Annotated in this window: 20 protein-coding genes; 2 read left to right on the top strand and 18 right to left on the bottom strand. The window is 48.9% G+C overall.

Annotated elements, in window-relative coordinates; all coding sequences use genetic code 11:
• Positions 1-25: 25 nt before the first annotated feature.
• The 18 genes from O9X78_RS09560 to ffh all read right to left on the bottom strand — a co-directional run bounded on the left by O9X78_RS09560 (position 26) and on the right by ffh (position 19,478).
• Positions 26-679, bottom strand: coding sequence for a Crp/Fnr family transcriptional regulator (locus O9X78_RS09560; RefSeq protein ID WP_269619417.1), 654 nt, complete (start codon positions 677-679; stop codon positions 26-28).
• Positions 680-851: 172 nt separating this feature from the next.
• The gene (lysS, locus tag O9X78_RS09555) at positions 852-2,348 is read right to left on the bottom strand and encodes a lysine--tRNA ligase (RefSeq protein WP_269619416.1); all 1,497 of its coding nucleotides are present in this window, start codon (positions 2,346-2,348) and stop codon (positions 852-854) included.
• Positions 2,349-2,432: 84 nt separating this feature from the next.
• A protein-coding gene (gene prfB / locus O9X78_RS09550; protein WP_269619415.1) for a peptide chain release factor 2 occupies positions 2,433-3,531 on the bottom strand; the annotation gives its coding sequence in 2 pieces (ribosomal slippage) (positions 2,433-3,455 and positions 3,457-3,531; 1,098 coding nt in all).
• Positions 3,532-3,670: 139 nt separating this feature from the next.
• A complete protein-coding gene (recJ, locus tag O9X78_RS09545) occupies positions 3,671-5,494 on the bottom strand; it encodes a single-stranded-DNA-specific exonuclease RecJ (RefSeq protein WP_269619414.1) in 1,824 nt (607 codons plus the stop codon).
• The gene (thrC, locus tag O9X78_RS09540; protein WP_269619413.1) at positions 5,421-6,818 is read right to left on the bottom strand and encodes a threonine synthase; all 1,398 of its coding nucleotides are present in this window, start codon (positions 6,816-6,818) and stop codon (positions 5,421-5,423) included. Before thrC ends, recJ begins: the two co-directional genes overlap by 74 nt.
• Before the next feature lie 106 nt (positions 6,819-6,924).
• The gene (locus tag O9X78_RS09535) at positions 6,925-8,232 is read right to left on the bottom strand and encodes a homoserine dehydrogenase (RefSeq protein WP_269619412.1); all 1,308 of its coding nucleotides are present in this window, start codon (positions 8,230-8,232) and stop codon (positions 6,925-6,927) included.
• A gap of 330 nt (positions 8,233-8,562) precedes the next feature.
• The gene (locus tag O9X78_RS09530) at positions 8,563-9,546 is read right to left on the bottom strand and encodes an NAD(P)H-dependent flavin oxidoreductase (protein ID WP_269619411.1); all 984 of its coding nucleotides are present in this window, start codon (positions 9,544-9,546) and stop codon (positions 8,563-8,565) included.
• Between the two features lie 27 nt (positions 9,547-9,573).
• Positions 9,574-10,809 (bottom strand): acetyl-CoA C-acetyltransferase, encoded by a 1,236-nt coding sequence (locus tag O9X78_RS09525; protein WP_269619410.1) that lies wholly within the window; start codon positions 10,807-10,809, stop codon positions 9,574-9,576.
• Between the two features lie 31 nt (positions 10,810-10,840).
• Positions 10,841-11,605, bottom strand: a complete 765-nt coding sequence (locus tag O9X78_RS09520) for a crotonase/enoyl-CoA hydratase family protein (RefSeq protein ID WP_269619409.1) — start codon at positions 11,603-11,605, stop codon at positions 10,841-10,843.
• Between the two features lie 55 nt (positions 11,606-11,660).
• On the bottom strand, positions 11,661-12,443 hold the full coding sequence (locus tag O9X78_RS09515) for an enoyl-CoA hydratase/isomerase family protein (protein WP_269619408.1): 783 nt from the start codon (positions 12,441-12,443) through the stop codon (positions 11,661-11,663).
• Between the two features lie 65 nt (positions 12,444-12,508).
• Positions 12,509-13,282 carry an SDR family NAD(P)-dependent oxidoreductase gene (locus tag O9X78_RS09510; RefSeq protein WP_269619407.1) on the bottom strand — a complete coding sequence of 258 codons (774 nt, stop codon included), beginning with the start codon at positions 13,280-13,282 and terminating at the stop codon, positions 12,509-12,511.
• Between the two features lie 39 nt (positions 13,283-13,321).
• Positions 13,322-14,467 carry an acyl-CoA dehydrogenase family protein gene (locus O9X78_RS09505; RefSeq protein ID WP_269619406.1) on the bottom strand — a complete coding sequence of 382 codons (1,146 nt, stop codon included), beginning with the start codon at positions 14,465-14,467 and terminating at the stop codon, positions 13,322-13,324.
• Positions 14,468-14,720: 253 nt separating this feature from the next.
• Positions 14,721-15,491 (bottom strand): thioredoxin fold domain-containing protein, encoded by a 771-nt coding sequence (locus O9X78_RS09500; RefSeq protein WP_269619405.1) that lies wholly within the window; start codon positions 15,489-15,491, stop codon positions 14,721-14,723.
• Between the two features lie 317 nt (positions 15,492-15,808).
• On the bottom strand, positions 15,809-16,171 hold the full coding sequence (rplS, locus tag O9X78_RS09495; protein ID WP_269619404.1) for a 50S ribosomal protein L19: 363 nt from the start codon (positions 16,169-16,171) through the stop codon (positions 15,809-15,811).
• Positions 16,172-16,219: 48 nt separating this feature from the next.
• Positions 16,220-16,960, bottom strand: coding sequence for a tRNA (guanosine(37)-N1)-methyltransferase TrmD (trmD, locus tag O9X78_RS09490; protein ID WP_269619403.1), 741 nt, complete (start codon positions 16,958-16,960; stop codon positions 16,220-16,222).
• A 25-nt stretch (positions 16,961-16,985) separates the two neighbouring features.
• On the bottom strand, positions 16,986-17,531 hold the full coding sequence (gene rimM / locus O9X78_RS09485; RefSeq protein WP_269619402.1) for a ribosome maturation factor RimM: 546 nt from the start codon (positions 17,529-17,531) through the stop codon (positions 16,986-16,988).
• On the bottom strand, positions 17,532-17,780 hold the full coding sequence (gene rpsP / locus O9X78_RS09480; protein WP_269619401.1) for a 30S ribosomal protein S16: 249 nt from the start codon (positions 17,778-17,780) through the stop codon (positions 17,532-17,534).
• A gap of 324 nt (positions 17,781-18,104) precedes the next feature.
• A complete protein-coding gene (gene ffh, locus O9X78_RS09475; protein ID WP_269619400.1) occupies positions 18,105-19,478 on the bottom strand; it encodes a signal recognition particle protein in 1,374 nt (457 codons plus the stop codon).
• Between the two features lie 200 nt (positions 19,479-19,678).
• Here ffh and O9X78_RS09470 point away from each other — a divergent pair, with 200 nt between their 5' ends.
• Both O9X78_RS09470 and O9X78_RS09465 read left to right on the top strand, forming a co-directional pair.
• On the top strand, positions 19,679-20,476 hold the full coding sequence (locus O9X78_RS09470; RefSeq protein ID WP_269619399.1) for a cytochrome C assembly family protein: 798 nt from the start codon (positions 19,679-19,681) through the stop codon (positions 20,474-20,476).
• 73 nt (positions 20,477-20,549) lie between these two features.
• Complete coding sequence (locus O9X78_RS09465; RefSeq protein WP_269619398.1) at positions 20,550-21,818, top strand: HlyC/CorC family transporter; 1,269 nt, start codon at positions 20,550-20,552, stop codon at positions 21,816-21,818.
• Positions 21,819-21,832: the final 14 nt, after the last annotated feature.

The following is a 21,832-nucleotide window of genomic DNA, read 5'->3' as shown; positions in this document are numbered from 1 at the left end:
TGGCAAACCGGTATAACGAGTAAAGTTAGTAACTCTCTGGGAGCTTTCTCTTAATAATAATATGACGACCATCAACGTCAATGTATTCACCAATGGTGAGATCTTTCAATATACGAGCGACCATTTCGCGAGATGAACCAACCCTATCTGCGATCTCTTGCTGAGTGAGTTTTTCATCGATACGCATGCTGCCATCATCGCCAACAGGAACCGCCAAACTGGTCAGCACTTTCACCACCCGACCATACACGTCTTGCAGCGCCAAACTCTTCACATCATTGGTCAGCTTGCGAATGCGGCGGGTGAGGTTTTTATTAAGAATACGGGTGATATTCGGATGCAGATCCAGAATCGCCTTGAAGTCTTCTTTATAGATAATACGAACTTTACTGACTTCCATCGCGCGCACTGAGGCAGATCGCTTATCGTCGTCGAGTAACGCAAGCTCACCAAAATAATCGCCGTGCTCTAAAATATTCAGTACAAAGTCTTTGCCGCCTTTGTCGCTGCAATACACTTTAACTCGACCTGATTCGACCACATAAAGGGAGTCAGCTACATCGCCTTCGTGAATCAGTACGGTATTTTTTGCAAATTCACGCACCACACTGGTGTCACGTAAAATCTGAATTTCTTCCGGCATCAGACCGTCAAATAAATCGACGTTTTCGATACTCATCGTATAAATCCCCAGTGCTTAAAATGCGTGCCCAGCACTATAACATAGTTGCCCAAGTTGCTGTCTAGGCGGGATTTATATCAAATGTGTTGAGGAGAGGAATGGGGAGAAAATAGTCTTTTAGGAGATGCGTTCAGGTGACGCTACGACCACCTGAACACACAAATAGAGATTACTCTGGGCGCATATGCGGGAATAACAGAACGTCACGGATCGACGGTGCATCGGTAAATAACATCACCAGCCTATCAATACCAATACCCTCACCAGCTGTCGGCGGCAAGCCGTATTCAAGGGCCGCGATAAAGTCAGCGTCATAATGCATAGCCTCGTCGTCACCGCCCTCTTTCTCTGCCACCTGCGCCATAAAGCGTTCTGCCTGATCCTCTGGGTCATTTAATTCCGAGAAACCATTTGCCAACTCTCTACCGCCAACAAAAAACTCAAAGCGATCTGTGACAAAAGGATTGTCGTCATTGCAACGTGCAAGTGGCGAGACCTCTGTTGGGTATTCGGTAATAAACGTCGGCTGATCTAATTTATGCTCAACGGTCTCTTCAAAAATCTCGATCTGAATCTTACCTAGGCCCCAGCTGTCTTTCACATCGACACCGAGTTTTTTAGCGATGGCGGTCGCTTGAGCCATGTCAGACAGTTGCTCTGCGGTGATATCCGCGTTGTATTGCAGCACAGAGTCGAAAACCGACAGGCGGGTAAAGGGTTTAGCAAAATCGTATTCGCTGCCCTGATAATTAATCGTAGTAGTGCCCAACACTTCCTGGGCGGTATTGCGCAACATGGCTTCGGTCAAATCCATCATGTCTTTATAGTCAGCATAAGCTTGATAGAATTCGATCATGGTGAATTCTGGATTATGACGGGTAGACAAGCCTTCGTTACGGAAATTACGGTTAATCTCAAACACCCGTTCAATACCGCCCACCACCAAACGTTTTAAATACAGCTCTGGCGCAATCCGCAAATACATATCCATGCTCAGCGCATTGTGATGAGTTACAAAGGGACGCGCGCTTGCGCCGCCAGGAATCACTTGCATCATCGGGGTTTCAACTTCGACAAAGTCCCGTTGCTGCAAGAAATTACGAATCGAGCTAATCATTTTTGAGCGGATCGCAAAAGTACGACGCGAAGACTCATTCATAATGAGATCAACATAGCGCTGGCGATAACGAATCTCTTGATCTTGCAGGCCATGAAACTTATCTGGCAGCGGGCGCAGGGATTTGGTCAGCAGCGACGTTTCTTTCATGTAGACATACAAATCGCCCTTGCCAGACTTATGCACGGGGCCAGTCGCAGAGATGATGTCACCAATGTCCCAGGTTTTAATTTCGTCGGCTAATTCTTCTGGAAACTGTTTTTTATCAACATAGACCTGAATGCGGCCAGTCATGTCTTGCAGCACCATAAACGGCCCACGCTTTGCCATAATGCGCCCGGCAATGCTCGCTTGACGATCTAAGGCCTCTAACTCTTCCTTGCCCTTCTCGCCCAACTCAGCTTGCAAGCGGTCGGCATAATCCTCACGACGAAAATGATTTGGGAAGGCATTACGCTTCGCGCGAATCGCCGTTAATTTTGCGCGGCGCTCTGCGATAAGGCGATTCTCTTCCTGAACGTGTTCAGCTTCGTTGTGTTGCTCTGACATGGTGTAATCCTTGGGTCAAACGCCTTCAATCGCGTTAGACATTAAATAAAAATGGTTTTGTTAATTTCTGTTTCAGCTCAATGCCTACAAACCGCTCTTCAAACTCGCTTCAATAAACAGGTCTAAATCACCGTCTAATACCGCGCCGCAATTGCTGGTCTGCACATTGGTACGCAAATCTTTTATGCGCTGATCATCTAAAACGTAGGAGCGAATTTGACTGCCCCAGCCGATATCAGACTTACTGTCTTCAAGCTCTTGGGCCGCGCTATTGCGCTTTTGCATTTCCAATTCGTAGAGTTTTGCCTTTAGCATTTTCCATGCGCTATCACGGTTTTGATGCTGCGAACGCTGGTTTTGGCACTGCACCACAATATTAGTGGGTACGTGGGTTAAACGCACCGCCGAATCGGTTTTGTTAATGTGCTGACCACCCGCGCCGCTAGCACGGTATGTGTCGGTACGCACATCTGAAGGATTAATATCGATTTCAATATCGTCATCAATTTCCGGCGAGATAAACACTGAGCAAAACGACGTGTGACGGCGATTACCGGAATCAAAAGGCGACTTACGTACTAAACGGTGAACACCGGTTTCTGTGCGTAGCCAGCCAAAGGCATATTCACCCTGAATATGGATTGTCGCGCTTTTAATACCCGCCACTTCACCGTCTGACAGTTCAACCAGTTCCGCTTTAAAGCCACGGCTCTCGCACCAGCGCAAATACATGCGCAAAACCATATTGGCCCAATCCTGGGCCTCGGTGCCGCCTGAGCCAGATTGAATATCCAGGTAACAATTATTTGGATCCATCTCGCCAGAAAACATACGGCGGAATTCTAAGGTCGCCAACGACGTTTCTAAACGATCAACGTCAGACTGCATGCCGCTAATGGTGTCGTCGTCACCCTCTTCCACCGCCATATCCAGCAGTTCACTGCAATCGGCTACACCGCTATCTAGCTCGTCGATAGTAGCGACAACCGCCTCTAAGGACGCGCGTTCGCGACCAAGATCCTGCGCGCGTTTTGGGTCATCCCACACCTTTGGATCACCCAGCTCTAACTCAACCTCAGTTAAACGCTCTTTTTTGTTGGCGTAGTCAAAGATACCCCCGAAGCACGTCGGTTCTATCGCTCATGCTTTTAAGAGATTGGCGTATGGCGTTAACTTCTAACATTGAGCAACATCCGGTAAGACGTGGAAAAGGGACGGCATTTTACCTGATGCGGGGCACTGAGCAAAGCGCAGCGAGGAATTGGGTAATGAGTCGGCACCGATAAATCAATCCAAACGAGAATCTGTGCCGGTAACTGGCTTTATTCGACGACCGCCTGAAGATGATCGACCAATAACTGCACCGTCAAACGCTCTCTAAACAGATTACTATCAAGCTTGTACACCACATAAACCTGATCTGCTTGCTGATTTGGCCAGATCGCGGTGTCGATATTAAAGGCGATGGCATCAATGATCTGTTGGCTAAGTTGACCGTCGGCAGCGATGGGCGCCAAGACCATTTTTAAATGACGTTCGCCAACGATACGCTGCTGAACCAGCCCGAAGCGACCATGGAATTTTGGTTCCGGAAAATTCTGCCCCCAAGGCCCCGCACTGCGCAGCAATTCGGCGTGGTCGATGGAAAAGTCCTCTGGCTGCAACTCACCATCGCTGTGCACGGCGGCGGTAAGCTGCTCTTCGCTGGCCAACTCCGCCACAATCGCGTCAAAGGCAGCTTCAAAGCGCGCGTAATCTTTCTTGGCCAAGCTTAGGCCCGCAGCCATCGCATGACCGCCAAACTTGTTGAGCAAGCCAGGATTTCGCTTAGCCAACAAATCTAAGGCATCACGCAAATGTAAGCCCGGAATCGATCTGGCAGACCCTTTCATTTCATGATCATCAGCGTCAGCAAAAGCAATCACCGGCCGGTGATAACGGTCTTTAATACGCGAGGCTAAAATACCGACCACACCCTGATGCCATGTTGGGTCGTATAAACAAATACCATTGGGAATATTGCTCGCATCTAACTGCAAATGTGCCAACACCCGCATGGCGTCGTCTTTCATACTCTGCTCAATCGAGCGACGTTCACGATTCAAATCGTCAAGTTCCGCCGCCAAACTCAGCGCCACATCTTCGTCATCGGTCAATAGGCAGCGAATACCCAGACTAATATCATCTAAACGGCCCGCAGCATTTAGGCGCGGCCCAAGGGCGAAGCCCATGTCAGAGGCGACTATACGAGACGCTTCTTTGCCCGCCACGCGGAGCAGCGCCTGAATACCGGGACGACAGCGACCAGCGCGAATCCGCCGCAAACCCTGTGTTACCAACACTCTATTGGCCTGTTCAAGCGGCACAACATCGGCCACCGTGCCTAGGGCAACAAGGTCTAAGAGTTCCGCCAAATTTGGTTCTGGACGCTCTTTTGAAAACCAGCCTCGCTCGCGTAACTCGCTACGCAGTGCAAGTAAGACATAAAACATTACCCCCACGCCAGCCAATGACTTTGCAGGAAAGGGACAGCCGTGCTGATTTGGATTAACAATGGCGGCCGCTGCCGGCAAGGCATCGCCGGGCAAGTGATGGTCAGTAACGATAACAGGAATACCAAGTTTCGCCGCGGCGGCGACGCCCTCAATACTTGAAATGCCATTATCAACGGTGATTATTAAATCTGGCTCACGATCCGCCGCCACTGCGACAATTTCCGGTGTTAAACCGTAGCCATACTCAAAACGATTGGGGACTAAATAGTCAACATGCGCGGCACCAAGCGCCCTAAAACCCAACATGCCAACGCTAGTACTGGTGGCGCCGTCGCAGTCAAAATCACCAATTATTAACAAGCGCTTTTGCGTTTGAATGGCATCGGCGAGCAAGGCGCAAGCCTCAGGCAAACCTTTCATATCAGGTTTGGGAAGACGCTCTAAACCTGTTTCGATGTCGGCGTCGCTCAGCACACCGCGCGCGCCGTATAACTTTTGCAGCAAAGGAGGAACCGCCGCAGAAAATGCTGTAGCGGCGGGAGTACGAAGAATTATCTTAGGAAAATCAGACACCGACTCAGGCGCGGACGTTGGCAGCGATAAACGCGTGAACATCCCCAATGTTATTGTCGATAACTTCGTAACGCTCATCTAGATCAAACAAATCGCTCATATGATGTGGCAGTGCCGGCGCAGTGGGATAACCGGCCTTCATTACTGCTTCAGGGAATTTCGCGGGATGCGCCGTCGCCAAGGTAATCATCGGCGTAGACATATCACGGCGACACTCACGCGCGGCTTTAACACCAATCGCTGAATGTGGATCGAGCAGATATTCACTAGCGTCATAGACCGATGCAATAGTTTCAACCGTTGCCGCATCGTCCACACCGTAGCTATCGAACAGACCACGCACTTTAGCGAAGGCGCTATCTGGAATAGACACGGTCTCGGTGTTCATTCGCTCCATTAAGTCTGCAATGGCAGCGCCGTCGCGGTCATAACAATCAAACAACATACGCTCGAAATTGCTAGACACAACAATATCCATACTGGGAGACAACGTGTGTTGCAGCTCGTGCTTCTCAAATTTATTGCCACTAATAAAACGGTGCAAAATATCGTTTTGATTAGTCGCAACTACCAGCTGATCTATGGGCAAGCCCATGCACTTAGCCAGATAACCGGCGTAAATATCGCCAAAGTTTCCGGTGGGCACCGAGAAACTCACCGAGCGATCAGGTGCGCCAACCGCGTAGGCGGCATAAAAGTAGTAGACGATCTGCGCCATAATCCGCGCCCAGTTGATCGAGTTTACCGCCACTAATTGGCGGCCTTCAGGCAAGAAACTTTGATCAGCAAAACTGGCTTTAACCATTGCCTGACAGTGGTCGAAATGTCCACGCACGGCAATGTTATAAATATTATCGCCGACGACGGTAGTCATCTGGCGGCGCTGCACTTCAGACACTCGCTGGTAGGGATGCAAAATAAAAATATCGATATTGCTGCAACGCTTGCAACCTTGAATCGCCGCCGAACCGGTGTCGCCGGATGTCGCACCCATGATGACAACTTTTTGCTGGCGACGCTCTAAAACGTAATCCAACAAGCGACCCAACATCTGCAGCGCAAAATCTTTAAAGGCTAATGTCGGCCCTTGGAATAATTCCAGCACCCATTCATTGCGATCAAGCTGCACCAACGGCGCAATCGCTGGGTGGCGAAAATCCACATAGGTATCTTCGATGATCGCTTTTAAATCGTCATCGGGAATACATCCACCGACGAAGGGTTTAATAATCTGAAAGGCTAAATCGGTATAAGACAGTGAAGACCAGGCGGCAATTTGCTCTTTGCTGTATTTAGGCAGGGACTCGGGCACATACAAACCGCCGTCTGGTGCTAAACCAGTAAGCAACACATCTTCAAAATTCAGGGCGGGCGCTTTGCCACGGGTGCTTATGTATTTCACGTGCTTTTAGCTCTCAATGTTCGTTAAATTATAGTAGTTAAACGCTTGATGGGAGACGAGAGACGCAAAAGTCGCACTGGCGTCTCCCGTGCCGCGTAAAGCGGCCTTAACCCGCCAATGACTCCACTCGTATCCGAGTCACTTCACCCACGATGCTTTCCAAACCTTCGATCTGGCTTACTGCAGCCGACAATTTGGCTTCAATGGTACGGTTGGTCAAAATAATCATCGGCACTAGGTTCGCATCGTCCGCAGCTTCTTTCTGAATCAAAGCTTCAATACTGATGCCGCCGTCACTGAGGATCTGGGCGACTTTTGACAGCACACCGGGTTTGTCCACCGCAGTCATGCGCAAATAGTAGGCGGTTTCCACTGCGTCGATTGGCAGAATCGGGTGGGCACTGAGTGATTCCGTTTTGAATGATAAATATGGCACGCGATTATTTTGCGACGAGCTTAAGGTGCGCGCTACATCGATAATATCAGCTACCACAGCAGAAGCGGTCGGCTCGCCGCCAGCGCCTGCACCGTAGTATAGACTGGGGCCAACGGCATCGGACTGAACCAAAACAGCATTCATTACGCCATTTACATTGGCAATCAAGCGCTTCTCAGGGATCAACGTCGGATGAACCCGCAATTCAATACCGGCAGCAGTATCTCTAGCAATACCCAAATGTTTAATGCGGTAACCAAGCTCTTCGGCGTAAATCACGTCTTCTTGGGCAATACGGCTAATGCCTTCGGTAAAGACCTTGTCGAATTGCAGGGGAATTCCAAAAGCCAAGGAGGCAAGGATGACTAGCTTGTGAGCGGCGTCGATGCCTTCCACGTCAAACGTCGGATCGGCTTCGGCGTAGCCCAATTCCTGCGCTTCGGCCAATACATCAGCAAAGTCACGCCCCTTCTCACGCATTTCCGAGAGAATAAAGTTACCCGTGCCGTTGATAATACCGGCCAGCCACTGAATTTTATTGCCCGCCAAACCTTCACGCAGCGCCTTGATGATGGGAATGCCGCCGGCTACAGCCGCTTCAAAGGCGACGGTAACGCCCTTCTCTGTTGCTGCCGCAAAGATCTCATTACCGTGCTCCGCGATCAGTGCCTTATTGGCGGTGACCACATGTTTGCCATTGGCAATCGCTTTTAAAACCAGTTCTTTGGCTACAGTGGTGCCGCCGATCAATTCCACCAGAATATCGATTTCGGGGTTTTCAGCCACCGCGAACACGTCGCGATTAATCGCCACATCACCTGTGTCGCACTTGGGGTTATCGCGACGCGAACCGATTTGCGCCACTACGATGTCGGCACCAACCCGAGCAGATATCTCCGCTGCGTTGCGCTTCAATACCGCAAACGTACCGCTGCCTACGGTTCCTAAACCACATATTCCTACTTTGACCGAATCCACTATTGCTCCTTATACATCAGGCAATATTTCGGGCGCTGAAAACCCGATAATACTGGGACTGGCACGGAAACTGATTATTCCAAGCCGAATGGAGTGCATTTTAGTCAAGCTGGAGCGCTAAGGCTATGGTCTATGGGGATTGAAACAGGTTTATTCGCGATCAAGCCTCACATGAGCGAAAAAATATGGTCTTTCTGGCTTGAGAATTCAAAATAACCGCAGCTTGGTTATTGTAAATAATAAAAAAGCCCTGCGCTTTGGACTAACCAAAAACAACAGGGCTTTAACATTTTGGCGCTTAATTTCTCAAAGCATCAGAGCTGTCGCCGCTTAATCCGCGCTACACAAACCCAGCAAGCGTTGCTGGATAATTACCTCTGCTTCGCTCACCATGCGATCCAACAGTTCTTGGCAGCTAGGAATGTCATTGATAAGACCAATCACCATGCCCGCGGTCCAAATACCGTCGTCGATGTCACCTTGCTCCAACACATTTTCACGGCCACGCGCGCCAGCGACTAATGGTTGAATATCAGCAAAATCAGTTTTACCGTCGCGCCCTTCTATCTCCACTACTTGCTCAGCAATTGCGTTGCGGAAAACCCGCGCAGTGTTGTTGAGGCTGCGAAAAATCAAGGTGGTTTGGCGTTCGTCTGCGTCAACCATCGCGCGCTTCACATTTTCGTGAACCGGCGCTTCTTTGGTGGCTACAAAGCGGGTGCCCATATTAATACCTTCTGCGCCCAGTGCTAACGCGGCAACTAAGCCCTGTGCATCGCCAATGCCGCCTGAGGCGATCATAGGAATGCTCAACTTAGCTGCAGCGGCAGGTAACAGAATCATATTAGTGACGTCGTCTTCACCGGGGTGACCGGCACATTCAAAACCATCGACACTAACGGCATCGCAGCCAATACGTTCGGCTTTCAGCGCGTGTCGAACCGAGGTGCATTTATGAATAACCCGCACGCCATTCGCTTTAAATAGCGGCATGAAATCCTCAGGACTACGCCCAGCGGTTTCCACTATTTTGACGCCACCACGAATAATTGCTTCGGCGTATTCCATGTATGGCACGGGATTAATGGTCGGTAAAATGGTGAGATTTACACCAAAGGGTAAATCTGTCATTTCTTTACAGCGCAGTATTTCTTTATACAGAGCTTCAGGGGTTGGCTGCGTCAACGCGGTCAAAATACCTAAACCACCGGCATTAGACACCGCCGAGGCTAGCTCGGCGCGTCCTACCCACTGCATACCACCTTGGATAATGGGATATTTAATTCCCAGCATTTCGGTAATACGAGTTTTCATTGGGAACGTCCTTTATTAACAAGTAACTTATATGCGCTCAATAATAATGGCGGGAGCCATGCCACCAGCCGCACACATTGTTACAAGTCCGCGTTTTAGGTCACGACGTTCGAGCTCATCTAAAAGAGTACCAATCAGAATTGCGCCCGTTGCACCGATAGGATGACCCAGGGCCATTGCGCCACCGTTCACATTCACCTTGTCACGATCCAGTTTCAAATCGCGAATATACTTTTCTGCCACAACAGCAAAGGCTTCGTTTATTTCGAATAGATCGATATCGTCAATTGTTAAGCCAGCTTTTTTCAGCACTTTTAAGGTTGCTGGAACCGGTGCATTTAGCATTAAGGTTGGTGAATCACCCATATTTGCCATAGCAACAATTTTCGCACGAGGCTTTAAGTTGTGCGCTTTAGCGTATTCAGGCGATGTGATCAAAATTGCCGCAGCACCATCAACAACACCAGACGAGTTGCCGCCGTGATGAACATGGCTAATCTTGAGGTCTGGATAGACTTTATTTACTAGACCAGCATAAGTCGTACCCTCTTCGTCAAGCGGGTAATACGCCAACTCGCCAAAAGCTGGCTTAAGCGCCGCCAAACCTTCTAATGTTGTACTTGGACGTGGAAATTCTTCCTTGTCTAAAGCCAAGCTGCCATCTTCACGATAAACAGGCACCAGACTCTTATCAAAATGACCGTTTGCAATCGCGTGCGCCGCGCGCTGCTGACTCGTAAGTGCGAGCTTATCTAGATCTTCACGGGTAATACCCTCAAGGGTTGCAATAGCGTCACCACACACACCTTGGTGAGGCTGGGGATGCGCCTCACGTAAAACCATATTACCGTTGTCTAAGAACATCGACGGATCGTTGCCTTTTTGGCCGTAGTTAGACATCATCTCAGTGCCACCGGCAATAACGACGTCTTCCATGCCAGACATGATCGATGCGGCCGCAAGGTTAACGACCGTAATACCAGAACCGCAGAAGCGATCCAAAGTTACGCTGCTGCTCTTCACATCGTAGCCAGCCGTTAACGCGGCCATGCGACCAAGGTCACCGGATTGCTCGCCACGCTGTGAGCTAGTACCCCAAAGAATATCGTCAACATCGGCAGTGTTTAAATTATTGCGTTCAGCCAGTGCCTTTAATACCGTTGCCCCAAGTTGCTGAGGGTGAATACCTGCCAAGGAACCCTTGCCTGCTTTACCAATGCCACGGGGTGTGCGGCAAGCGTCGATTATCCATGCTTCTTTCATAATGTAATCCTCGTATTAGCCCTATGGGCGATTAACAACCTTTCCAGTTTGGAGCACGTTTTTCTGCAAATGCGGTTGCGCCCTCAATGGCGTCTTTACTACTAAATACTGGGTCAACGATTTTGGCTTGCTCTCGGTACATCTCGCTTTGCTGCCAATCTTGTGAATCAATAACCACTTTCTTGCTCGCGATCACAGCCATGGGGCCGTTCGCGGCAATGCTGCGTGCAAAGGCTTTTGCACCTTCAAGCGCGCCACCGGCTTCAACAACTTTATTCACCAAACCCAAATCATAAGCACGTTGAGCGCTAATGAAGTCGCCGGTTAATGCCATCTCCATCGCGATGCGTGACGGAATTTGACGTGGCAAACGCATTAAGCCACCAGCCGCGGCCGCCAAACCGCGCTTTGCTTCTGGAATACCAAATTTTGCATTGTCTGCGACCACAATCAGATCGCAGCAAATCGCCAATTCAAAACCACCGGCCAAGGCAAAACCCTCTACTGCCGCAATTAACGGCTTTTTCGGCGGCTGCTCGCACAGGCCGGCAAACCCTCGGCCTTTAATAACCGGCAATTCGCCAGTAACAAAAGCCTTTAAGTCCATACCAGCGCAAAAGGTATTATCCGCGCCCGTTAAAATGGCCGCGCGAATATCACTATTGCTGTCCAGCTCATCCATGGCTGCTGCAATACCTTTTGCAACTGCTAGGTTGACTGAGTTTTTAGCTTTGGGACGATTGATAGTGACAATCATCACGCCGTCTTCAACACTGACTAATACTTCATCGCTCATTTCGATACCCTCGTCCGGCGGTCTATGCCGTTATTAAAATCATTGAAATTGGAGATCACTCGCCACGAAATACTGGCGGTCTTTTTTCAAAAAAAGCCTGCATGGCCTCTTTTGCATCGGCGGTATCCACACAGATCTTTTGTGCTCTCGCCTCAATTTTTACTGCATCGTCGTAACTGGTATTTGCGACTTGACGAAGTAGCTTCTTCATTTCTCGCAATGCCACTGGGGCGCGAAGAGCAAGTGCCTCTGCCCACGCCTGCGCGGTTGCCAGTACTTGATCCGCAGGAGCCAATTTATTGACAATGCCCGCGGCCAAACACAAATTCGCATCTAATCGGCCACCCTCTGCCATCAATTCAAAACTGCGCTGATAACCGAGATGACGAAGCAATAGCCAACTGGCGCCGCCATCTGGCACCAAGCCCACATTGCTGAACGCCATTATTAAACTGCCCGAATCTGCCATTACAATGAGGTCACAGCGCATGGCGATTGCAGCACCAACCCCCGCCATAATACCCGGCGATGCTGCTATAACAGGTTTATTCATAGCGCCAAGTAAACTCAGAATCGGACCGTATTCATCGACGATTTGATCTTCTACGGTTTGCCCCGGCAAAAAACCTTCAGCCAGATCGGCACCAGACGAAAAACCACGGCCATTGGCACCCAGCACAACAGCGCGAATGCTTTCATCTGCATTTGCGTCCTCCAGTACAGAAAACAGCTCAGTACGCATTTCACGGTTAACAGAGTTCAGCGACTCTGGACGATTCAGCAATATCTGGGCAACTGCGCCCGACTTGCTGTACTCCAGTGTTTGGCGAGATGTCATACACCCTCCAGTAAAATATGTCCGGTGGCCGCAAGAAGCAGCCACACTGTGGACGAACGCCTTAATTAACGAGGCTGCATACGAATTGCGCCATCCAAACGGATAGACTCGCCATTCATATACTCGTTTTCAGCAATCATGACTGACAAGTGCGCAATTTCATCTGGACGTCCTAGACGCTGAGGGTTAACAACACTGCTTTCCAGTGATTTGTAAGCCACCTCTGGAAGTGTATCGAACAGGGGGGTATGGATCAGGCCTGGAACAATCGTGTTTACACGAATACCGTAGGATGCCAAATCACGTGCCATTGGCAGAGTCATACCCACTACACCGCCTTTAGAAGCGCTATAAGCAACCTGACCTACCTGACCTTCATAAGCGGCAACTGACGCTGTATTAATAATAACGCCGCGCGCATTGGCACCGTCATACGGTTCGTTCTTCGCCATTTGCTCAGCAACAAGACGGGCAACGTTAAAGGTACCAATTAAGTTCACGTTGATCACGGTTTTGTAGGCATCTAATGGGAAAGCGCCGTTTTTACTCAAGGTTTTGACCGCACTACCAATACCTGCGTAGTTATTGCAAATATGGATAGCACCGAATTTTGCCATAACCTCTGCAATCGCAGTTGACACCGATTCTTCGTCGGCAACATTCACATTGTGGAAACTGACATTGTCTGCACCTAGCTCAGCGACAATGGCATTGCCACGCTCGGCATTCATATCGAAAATAGCAACCTTGCCGCCTTTAGCTACATAAGCGCGCACTGTGCCCTCACCTAAACCTGATGCACCACCTGTAACAACTGCAACTTTACCGTTGATATCCATGAGTATTTCTCCTGCGTTAGTTAGTTTAAATTTTAAGGCTTAGCGTTTTTCAAAAATTGAACGCGCAATGATTTCTTTCATAATTTCTGAGGTGCCGGCCAGAATCCGGCTTATCCGGGCATTGGCATACAAGTTACAAATTTCGTACTCCTGCATATAGCCAGCACCACCATGAAGCTGCACACCCTCGTCGACCATCCGGCCCTCCACTTCAGAACAGTAGAGTTTAGCTTGTGATGCCGAGCTTGCAGTTAAATTACCCTTGTTATGCTGAGCGACACACTGGTCGATAAATGCCTGCGCAACATCAATTTCGGTACGTAAATTCGCCATTTTAAAGCGGGTGTTTTGTTGCTCAGACAATGGTTTACCAAAGGCCTTACGTTCTTCGACAAATTCTTTCGTTAAATCGAAGGCACACTGCGCAGCAGCCAAAGAGATACACGCCGTGATCAAACGTTCCTCTGCTAGGCCCTGCATAAGGTGGTGCATACCTCGCCCCACTTCACCCAAGACATTTTCTTTAGGAATTTTCACGTCGTTAAAGAAAAGTTCTGCGGTGTCCTGCGCTTTTAGACCCAATTTATCTAAGTTGCGACCTCGCTCAAAGCCCTCCATCCCTTCTTCTACAATGAAGAGTGTCATTTCACGGGGTTTTTCAGGATTAGATTTCGCGGCGACAATTACCGCATTAGCGAGAATACCGTTTGAAATATAGACCTTGGAGCCATTTAACAGCCAATGATCGCCCTTGTCTTCAGCTCGACTTTTCATACCCGCCAAGTCAGAACCCGCATCGGGTTCCGTCATGGCAACGGCAAGAATACATTCGCCACTGACACACTTAGGAATAAATCGCTGCTGTTGTTCGGCATTACCGAAGTGTTTTAAATACGGTGCGACTAAGCGACTATGCAATGTATGAAATAAGCCAACCTCACCACGACGACCGTCTTCTTCAATCATAATTTGCTGATAACGGAAGTCTTCAAGATCCAGACCGCCCAGTTCCTCGGGGGCCCATGTCAAAAGATACCCCTGCGCACCCATCTTGAGGAAGATATCGCGAGGGACAATACCCGCTTTGCGCCACTCTTCCCGGTGAGGAGCCACTTCCTGCTCCAAAAATCGACGATAGGCATCACGGAACTGTTGTTGATCCTCTGTAAAACACTCTCTTTGCATAGATACTCCAGCGCTCCAAACCTGCAGCCACCTCGGGCAGAAAATATCTGCAGCTAACGATAGCCATCAAAAATAGAAACGTATTCTGGTACAAAGAGGGCAGAAGGAACCATGTCGGTTCGCAACAAATTAACTGACATTTGGTTACATTTCACATCGAGGGTCTATGGTGCAATAAATTGATAAAAGAGTGATATAGAAAATTAGGTCGAAAAAAAAGGGGCATACGCCCCTTTTCAATACGCAGTCAGCGCTATTTATTGAGAACCAAGGGCCCTAACTGCGCCGCAGTTTTGTAACCGGGAATCATACTACCATCTTCCAAGACAATAGCTGGCGTTCCCGTCACGCCCATTTGCGCGCCAAGCTGGTATTCTTGGGCGATCGGGTTAGTACACTTTTTAGGATCAACGGCAGCACCCGCTTTTAAAGAATCGAGGGCAGCTTTACGATCATTTGCACACCATGCAGATACCATTTTATCGTAGGTTGGCGTACCTAAACCGGCGCGAGGATAACCTAGGTATCGCACTTCAATTCCCATGGCATTCAGCTGCGGAACTTCTTGATGAAGCTTACGACAGTAGCCACAGTCAACATCGGTAAATACATAAATAGCACCCTTGACCTCACCTTTGGGGCTAAAAATAATCATGTCTTCGCGCTTAATCTGAGTAAGCAATTCTTTACGCAGGGGTTTGAGGCGCTTTTCTGCAACGCTTTCAATACCGGCGGCACTAATTTCAAACATATCGCCGGTGATAAAATAGCGGCCATCTGCACTAGCATGCACCGTTGGACCATTTTCCATGGTGACCAAATACACACCGGGAATACCACTGGCTTCGACTTGGCTTATAACAATGTCAGGACGAGTTGCCTTAAAGGAAGCGCGTATCGCTGTTTCAGCTGCTTTATCCACAACAACGGAGGCAGATACCTCGGCAGAAAATGGCAGTAAAGCACCGCCACAAGCCAACACAAGGAGGCCACGGCGCAAAATGATTTTGATATGATTATTCAAACAAATTCTCCAAATTCCACTGACAATATCGATTACTCTTATGAGAGCAATTTTGGCACAACAAGTTTCATCAACTCCAGTGCTAACGCCGCGTAAACGAGAGATACCTAGCAAATTATCACAGAAACTGACCCACGTTTACCGACCACTGCGCAGGTAAGTATGCGATGGAAGCCACAACATGGCACTCACTTTTGACTAAGCTGGCCCTAATTATTTGCCAACAAAGTGGAGATAACGGCTAATTACACCGTTTAACTAAACCCCAGAAAGCAAAAAGGCAGCCATTGGCTGCCTTTTTTATAACGCTAAAAAGCTTATGCTTTTGCGCCAAGTTTTTCTTTGATACGTGCTGCACGGCCGCTCAACTCACGCAAGTAGTAAAGTTTAGCTTGGCGTACATCGCCGCGACGCTTAACTTCAATGCTGTCGATCAGCGGGCTATAGGTTTGGAACGTACGCTCCACACCAACACCGTGAGAGATTTTACGTACAGTAAAGGCAGAGTTCAGGGCACGGTTACGAATGCCAATAACAACACCCTCAAAAGCCTGAAGACGCTCACGAGCACCCTCTTTCACTTTTACCTGAACGACAACGGTGTCACCGGGGCTGAAATCTGGCAGCTCTTTGGTGGCCTGCTCTGCTTCCAGTTGGGCAATAATTTTGTTGGTGCTCATGGCATGCTCCTAAATTCAAAAGTTTATAGCTTCACAGCTAGATGTCAGTTAATCGTCAAGCTCGCGGATAAATTCCGCCAGCAATGTATTTTGTTCGTCGCTCAATTCTACGTTTTGTAGCAAATCTCTGCGCCGCAACCATGTTCGACCTAGGGACTGCTTTAGTCGCCAGCGTCGTATCGCTTCATGATTACCGCTTAACAACACATCTGGCACCCCCCTATCTCGGTAGTGCTCAGGCCGCGTGTAATGCGGACAATCCAGCAAACCCTCAGCGAAGGAATCTTGCTCCGCCGACAAATGATGCCCCAACACACCTGGTAATAAGCGGCTAAGGCCATCAATTATTACCATGGCGGCTAACTCACCACCGCTAAGCACGTAATCTCCAATCGACCATTCTTCGTCGACTTCGCTTTCGATTAAGCGCTCATCTACACCTTCGTAACGCCCCGCCAATAACACCAGCGAAGGACGCGCTGCCAACTCAGCCAAGCCCGCTTGATCTAAGGGTCGACCTTGGGGAGACAGATAAATCACCGTCGCACCAGGCGCCACCGACGCTTTTGCAGCCTGAATTGCCTGCTCCAACGGAGCGGTTTTCATCACCATTCCTGGGCCACCGCCGTAAGGCCTGTCGTCCACTGTTTGATGGCGATCCGTGGTGTAATCACGGGGATTACGACACGATATATTCAATAAACCGTTTTGGACTGCGCGACCGGTTACACCGTAATCGCTGACCGCTGCAAACATTTCGGGAAACAGACTTACCACCGATATGTCCACGCTGCCGCCTCCTTTGCCCTTTAAACTAGAACTCAGGATCCCAGTCGACCAATATCACCCCCGTTTCAAGGTTGATATCTTTTATAAACTGACCTGGTACATAAGGAACTAATCGCTCTTTATCATCCAAGCTTCCTGCGCATTGCCGCACTACAAGTACGTCATTCGCACCGGTTTCTAGAAGATGACTAACCTCTCCTAGCAAAACGGGTTCGTCCGACGAGTACAGTGTCGCAACCTTTAAACCAATCAGTTGATGCCAGTAAAACTCATCATCCGCTAATTCAGGTAGCCCGTCTTCTGGGACCGCTAACTCCAGCCCACAAAAGCCTGCCGCCACATCGCGATCATCGACACCTTTTAGGTGCCCAACAATGCCTTTGCCATGTGACTGACACTCGTCAAACTCTGCGCGCTGCCACTTTCCTGACTTGCAAAAGTAGACGTCGCTATAATCAAAAAAATTGCTAATCGGATCAGTGAAAGAATGTATTTTCACCCACCCCTTCACCCCGTACACCGCCGTAATCTTGGCGATTACCACTCGATTTTCCGGGGTAAATGCTGTCATTTAAGCGGCAGCTGATGCGTCTTTAAGTAATTTTGCAACGCGATCAGATACTTGAGCGCCTTGACCGATCCAGTGATCAACACGAGCTGCATCTACGCGCAAACGCTCTTCGTTGCCACGAGCAACTGGATTGAAGAAACCAACGCGCTCGATAAAACGACCGTCACGTGAAGTGCGGCTGTCAGTAACTGTCAGATGATAAAATGGGCGCTTTTTAGAGCCGCCACGTGCCAAACGAATAGTGACCATTCTTGTTTCATTTCCTAGCATTTGGGCAGGCTTTAACACCTGCTTATCGAAAAATTCGAAGCGATTATATGACCGAGGCCATAAAGGCGCGGAATTATAAGGGAAATTGATGATATATGAAACACTTAGCAGACTTTTTCTTGTCACCGGTAAAACCTACGGTAAGACAAGAAAAAACAACATGACAAAGCGCAATTAAATATTTACTTATAGTTATTTTTATCAATGAGTTATAAAAGAATCTTAAGGCAAACTATTACCAAATCGAGCGCACTACAAGCCGAGTAAACTCAAGACCGCAGTGCGCTCAATTTTAACAATACATCACATGCCAGGGAAACGACCACCACCAGGAGGCATCATCCCGCCCATGCCGCGCATCATATTTGTCATGCCACCCTTCTGGCCCATCTTTTTCATCATCTTGGCCATCTGCTTATGCTGTTTCAGCAGACGGTTCAAATCTTGGATCTCGGTACCAGAACCGACGGTGATACGACGCTTACGCGAGCCATTTAACAAATCGGGGTTGCGGCGCTCGGCTGGCGTCATGGAATTTATGATAGCCTCCATACGCGTGAACATTTTGCCGTCCATCTGACTCTGCGCCATTTGCGCCATATTACCCATACCCGGCAGTTTGTCTAACAGACCTTTCATACCGCCCATATTCTGCATTTGCTGTAACTGGTCGCGCAGATCTTCCAAATCAAACTTTTTACCCTTCTTGAGCTTTTTAGCGAGTTTTTCTGCTTTATCTTTGTCGAGCTTCGATTCCGCCTCGTCAATCAACGAGAGAATATCGCCCATGCCCAAAATACGAGATGCAATACGGTCGGGATAGAAAGGATCGAGGGCGTCCGTCTTCTCACCGACACCAATAAACTTAATGGGCTTGCCGGTAATATGACGCACCGACAAAGCGGCACCACCACGGCTATCTGCGTCAGCCTTGGTCAAGATCACACCAGTTAATGGCAGCGCCTCACCAAATGCCTTGGCGGTATTGGCGGCATCCTGCCCAGTCATAGCATCAACCACGAACAACGTTTCTATCGGATTAATAGCCGCATGCAGGTCCTGTATCTCAGTCATCATATCGGTATCGATATGAAGACGACCAGCGGTATCCACTATGACCACATCGTAAAAACGTAATTTTGCTTCTGCAATCGCCGCTTTGGCGATATCAACGGGTTTTTGTTCGATATTACTGGGAAAGAAACCTGCACCAATGTCATTTGCGAGGGTTTCTAGCTGCTTAATTGCCGCAGGACGATAAATATCGGCACTGACCACAAGTACTTTCTTTTTGTGCTTTTCCTGCAAAAACTTAGCTAGCTTCGCTACTGAGGTGGTTTTACCCGCACCCTGCAAGCCCGCCATCAACATAACCGCTGGCGGTTGAGTCGCCAGATTCAAGGTTTCATTTTGGCTGCCCATAATCCGCTCCAGCTCTTGCTGGACGATCTTAATGAACATCTGACCGGGGCTCAGGCTTTTACTCACCTCTTGCCCTACTGCGCGGGCTTTTACAGCCTCGACAAAGTCTTTAACAACCGGCAGCGCAACATCCGCTTCCAACAATGCCATTCGCACATCGCGCATCGCGTCGGCAATATTGTCCTCGCTCAACCGCGCCTGACCGGTAACATGGCGTAGGGTCTGGGAAAGGCGTTCGGTCAAATTCTCAAACATGGGTAGACTCTCTAAATCTGCGGTTATTAATTTGAAAACACGGTTCGAGTCGACATTCTGTCGCGAACCCGCTTACAATCTGGTCGCTGTGCAGCACACTATCATCTATGCCGCAGCAAATAATGCCGCAGTATAACCGAGTCATCCGGCAGACCCAACGCTCAGTACACACAATACGGATATAACGGCCAAACATACCAATGAATTTATATAGTAGCATCGCCGCCATCCTTCTATATGTTGTTGCCACTGGCATGCAATATCGCGCGCTTGATCGCAGCCTCAGCAAAAGCAGCCTCATTACTGGCTTAGCCGCAATGCTCTTTCATGCCGTCGCGGCTATCACTGCAATCCATACCGCCAAGGGTATGGATCTTGGTGTTATACAGGTCTTGTCGCTAATTACATGGCTAGTTTGTTTAATTACCGTCAGCACCAGCCTGCACAGACCGCTTCACAATCTATTAATCCCCTTATATCCGTTAGCGGCCATTAGCCTTGCCGCGGAATTATTAATTCCTGAACGCCAACAGTTATTACAGCATCAGCCACTCGGCGTACTATGTCATATATTACTGTCGATTCTTGCCTATAGCGTGCTCACCATCGCCGCCACACAGGCTATTGTGCTCGCCCTGCAAGACCGCATGCTTCGTGAACACCATTTAAAAGGCTTGCCCAGTATTCTTCCTCCGCTACAAACGATGGAAGCCATGCTGTTTGAATTAATCTGGGCGGGATTCGGGCTACTTACCCTAGCCATACTGACTGGCGGCATCTATGTAGACGATATGCTGGCTCAGCACCTCATCCACAAAACCGTTTTCTCAGTATTGTCGTGGGTATTATTAGCGATTTTACTCTGCGGCCGCGTTGCACTTGGTTGGCGCGGCAAGGTCGCCATCCGCTGGACGCTCTGGGCCTTTGCGTGCTTATTGCTCGGCTATCTCGGCACCAAAATTGCTCTCACCATTATCATGCATACCACCACCGCGTGATATTACGCTTGTCGCGCCCCCCTTTTTTAGTCAAGATTGGCGCATCTTTTTTTACTAAGGAGTTTTGGGCTTTTTGAACGAGGCACCGCTGGGTCTTCTTTTTGGCATATTAGCTACATTAATCGTCCTGTCCGGGTTTTTCTCCGGTTCAGAAACCGGAATGATGTCTCTCAATCGATATCGCCTGCGTCACCGCGCCAAATCGGGTCATCGCGGCGCAAAGCGCGCATCAAAACTGCTTGAGGAACCAGACAGTCTGATCAGTACTATCCTGATCGGCAACAACTTGGTTAATAACTTAGCGGCATCCATAGCCACCATTGTGGCTATTCGCATGTACGGCGATAACGCCGTTGTACCCGCATCAATATTACTTACCCTCGTTTTCCTGATATTTGCTGAAATTATCCCCAAGACCATTGCAGCGTATAAATCCGAGCCCGTGGCCTATGCGGTCAGCCATGTACTGTTGCCCCTGAAGAAGCTAATGTTTCCAGTGATATGGCTGGTCAGCCATGTTACTCAATTTGTATTGCGCATTACCCGGATAGAGAAAAATGACGGCTCTGAACATATCGGCCTAGAAGAGCTACGCACCATTGTTGGTGAGGCGGGTCATTTAATTCCCAAGCATCACAAAGGGATGTTAATGAACATCCTCGATCTTGAACAAATTACGGTGGATGACATTATGATCCCCCGCAACGAGGTTTTTGGAATTGATGTTGATGCCGACACCGACACCATTATCCGTAAACTACGCGACGCGGAATTTACGCGGATCCCCGTTTATCAAAACGACATCGATAATATTGTCGGTATATTGCATCAACGCGACATCATAAACAGTGTCGACGAGCAGGGTCGCGTGCAGCGTGATGCCCTACTACAAGCCATAAGAGACCCCTATTTCATACCGGAAGGCACACCACTAAATACCCAGCTGTTTAACTTTCAAAAACAAAAGCGTCGCATGGGTATCGTGGTCGATGAATACGGCGTGATGCAGGGTATTGTTACCTTAGAAGACTTGCTTGAAGAGATTGTTGGTGAGTTCACCTCCAACCTCAGTACCGATACCGAAGATATAGTGCATCAGCCAGACGGCACCTATCTCGTCGATGGAACAACTACCATCCGCGATATCAATAAAAGTATGAAGTGGGATTTACCGACGGACGGGCCCAAAACACTCAACGGCTTACTGCTAGAGAAACTAGAATCCTTCCCCGAAGGTTCGGTAGGTCTGACCATTGGTCGTTATTACTTTGAAATTATTGAAATGAAGGGCAACCTGATTCAATCAGTGCGCGCCTACAGCAAGGCAAAAAGCCGGCGATAATTCGCCGGCTTTTT

The sequence above is a fragment of the Zhongshania aquatica genome (genome assembly GCF_027257955.1).
In the GTDB taxonomy this organism is placed as follows: domain Bacteria; phylum Pseudomonadota; class Gammaproteobacteria; order Pseudomonadales; family Spongiibacteraceae; genus Spongiibacter; species Spongiibacter aquatica.
The sequence above is the reverse complement of the archived record's forward strand: the minus strand, read 5'-3'. Positions and strand labels throughout refer to the sequence as shown.

What these genes read in the sequence shown, in the direction of transcription:
- O9X78_RS09560 (WP_269619417.1), bottom strand. Translation starts at nt 679, where the DNA reads ATGAGTATCGAAAACGTCGATTTATTTGACGGTCTGATGCCGGAAGAA.
- lysS (WP_269619416.1), bottom strand. Translation starts at nt 2,348, where the DNA reads ATGTCAGAGCAACACAACGAAGCTGAACACGTTCAGGAAGAGAATCGC.
- recJ (WP_269619414.1), bottom strand. Translation starts at nt 5,494, where the DNA reads ATGAGCGTTACGAAGTTATCGACAATAACATTGGGGATGTTCACGCGT.
- O9X78_RS09530 (WP_269619411.1), bottom strand. Translation starts at nt 9,546, where the DNA reads ATGAAAACTCGTATTACCGAAATGCTGGGAATTAAATATCCCATTATC.
- O9X78_RS09525 (WP_269619410.1), bottom strand. Translation starts at nt 10,809, where the DNA reads ATGAAAGAAGCATGGATAATCGACGCTTGCCGCACACCCCGTGGCATT.
- O9X78_RS09520 (WP_269619409.1), bottom strand. Translation starts at nt 11,605, where the DNA reads ATGAGCGATGAAGTATTAGTCAGTGTTGAAGACGGCGTGATGATTGTC.
- O9X78_RS09515 (WP_269619408.1), bottom strand. Translation starts at nt 12,443, where the DNA reads ATGACATCTCGCCAAACACTGGAGTACAGCAAGTCGGGCGCAGTTGCC.
- O9X78_RS09510 (WP_269619407.1), bottom strand. Translation starts at nt 13,282, where the DNA reads ATGGATATCAACGGTAAAGTTGCAGTTGTTACAGGTGGTGCATCAGGT.
- O9X78_RS09505 (WP_269619406.1), bottom strand. Translation starts at nt 14,467, where the DNA reads ATGCAAAGAGAGTGTTTTACAGAGGATCAACAACAGTTCCGTGATGCC.
- rplS (WP_269619404.1), bottom strand. Translation starts at nt 16,171, where the DNA reads ATGAGCACCAACAAAATTATTGCCCAACTGGAAGCAGAGCAGGCCACC.
- rimM (WP_269619402.1), bottom strand. Translation starts at nt 17,531, where the DNA reads ATGACAGCATTTACCCCGGAAAATCGAGTGGTAATCGCCAAGATTACG.
- rpsP (WP_269619401.1), bottom strand. Translation starts at nt 17,780, where the DNA reads ATGGTCACTATTCGTTTGGCACGTGGCGGCTCTAAAAAGCGCCCATTT.
- ffh (WP_269619400.1), bottom strand. Translation starts at nt 19,478, where the DNA reads ATGTTTGAGAATTTGACCGAACGCCTTTCCCAGACCCTACGCCATGTT.
- O9X78_RS09470 (WP_269619399.1), top strand. Translation starts at nt 19,679, where the DNA reads ATGAATTTATATAGTAGCATCGCCGCCATCCTTCTATATGTTGTTGCC.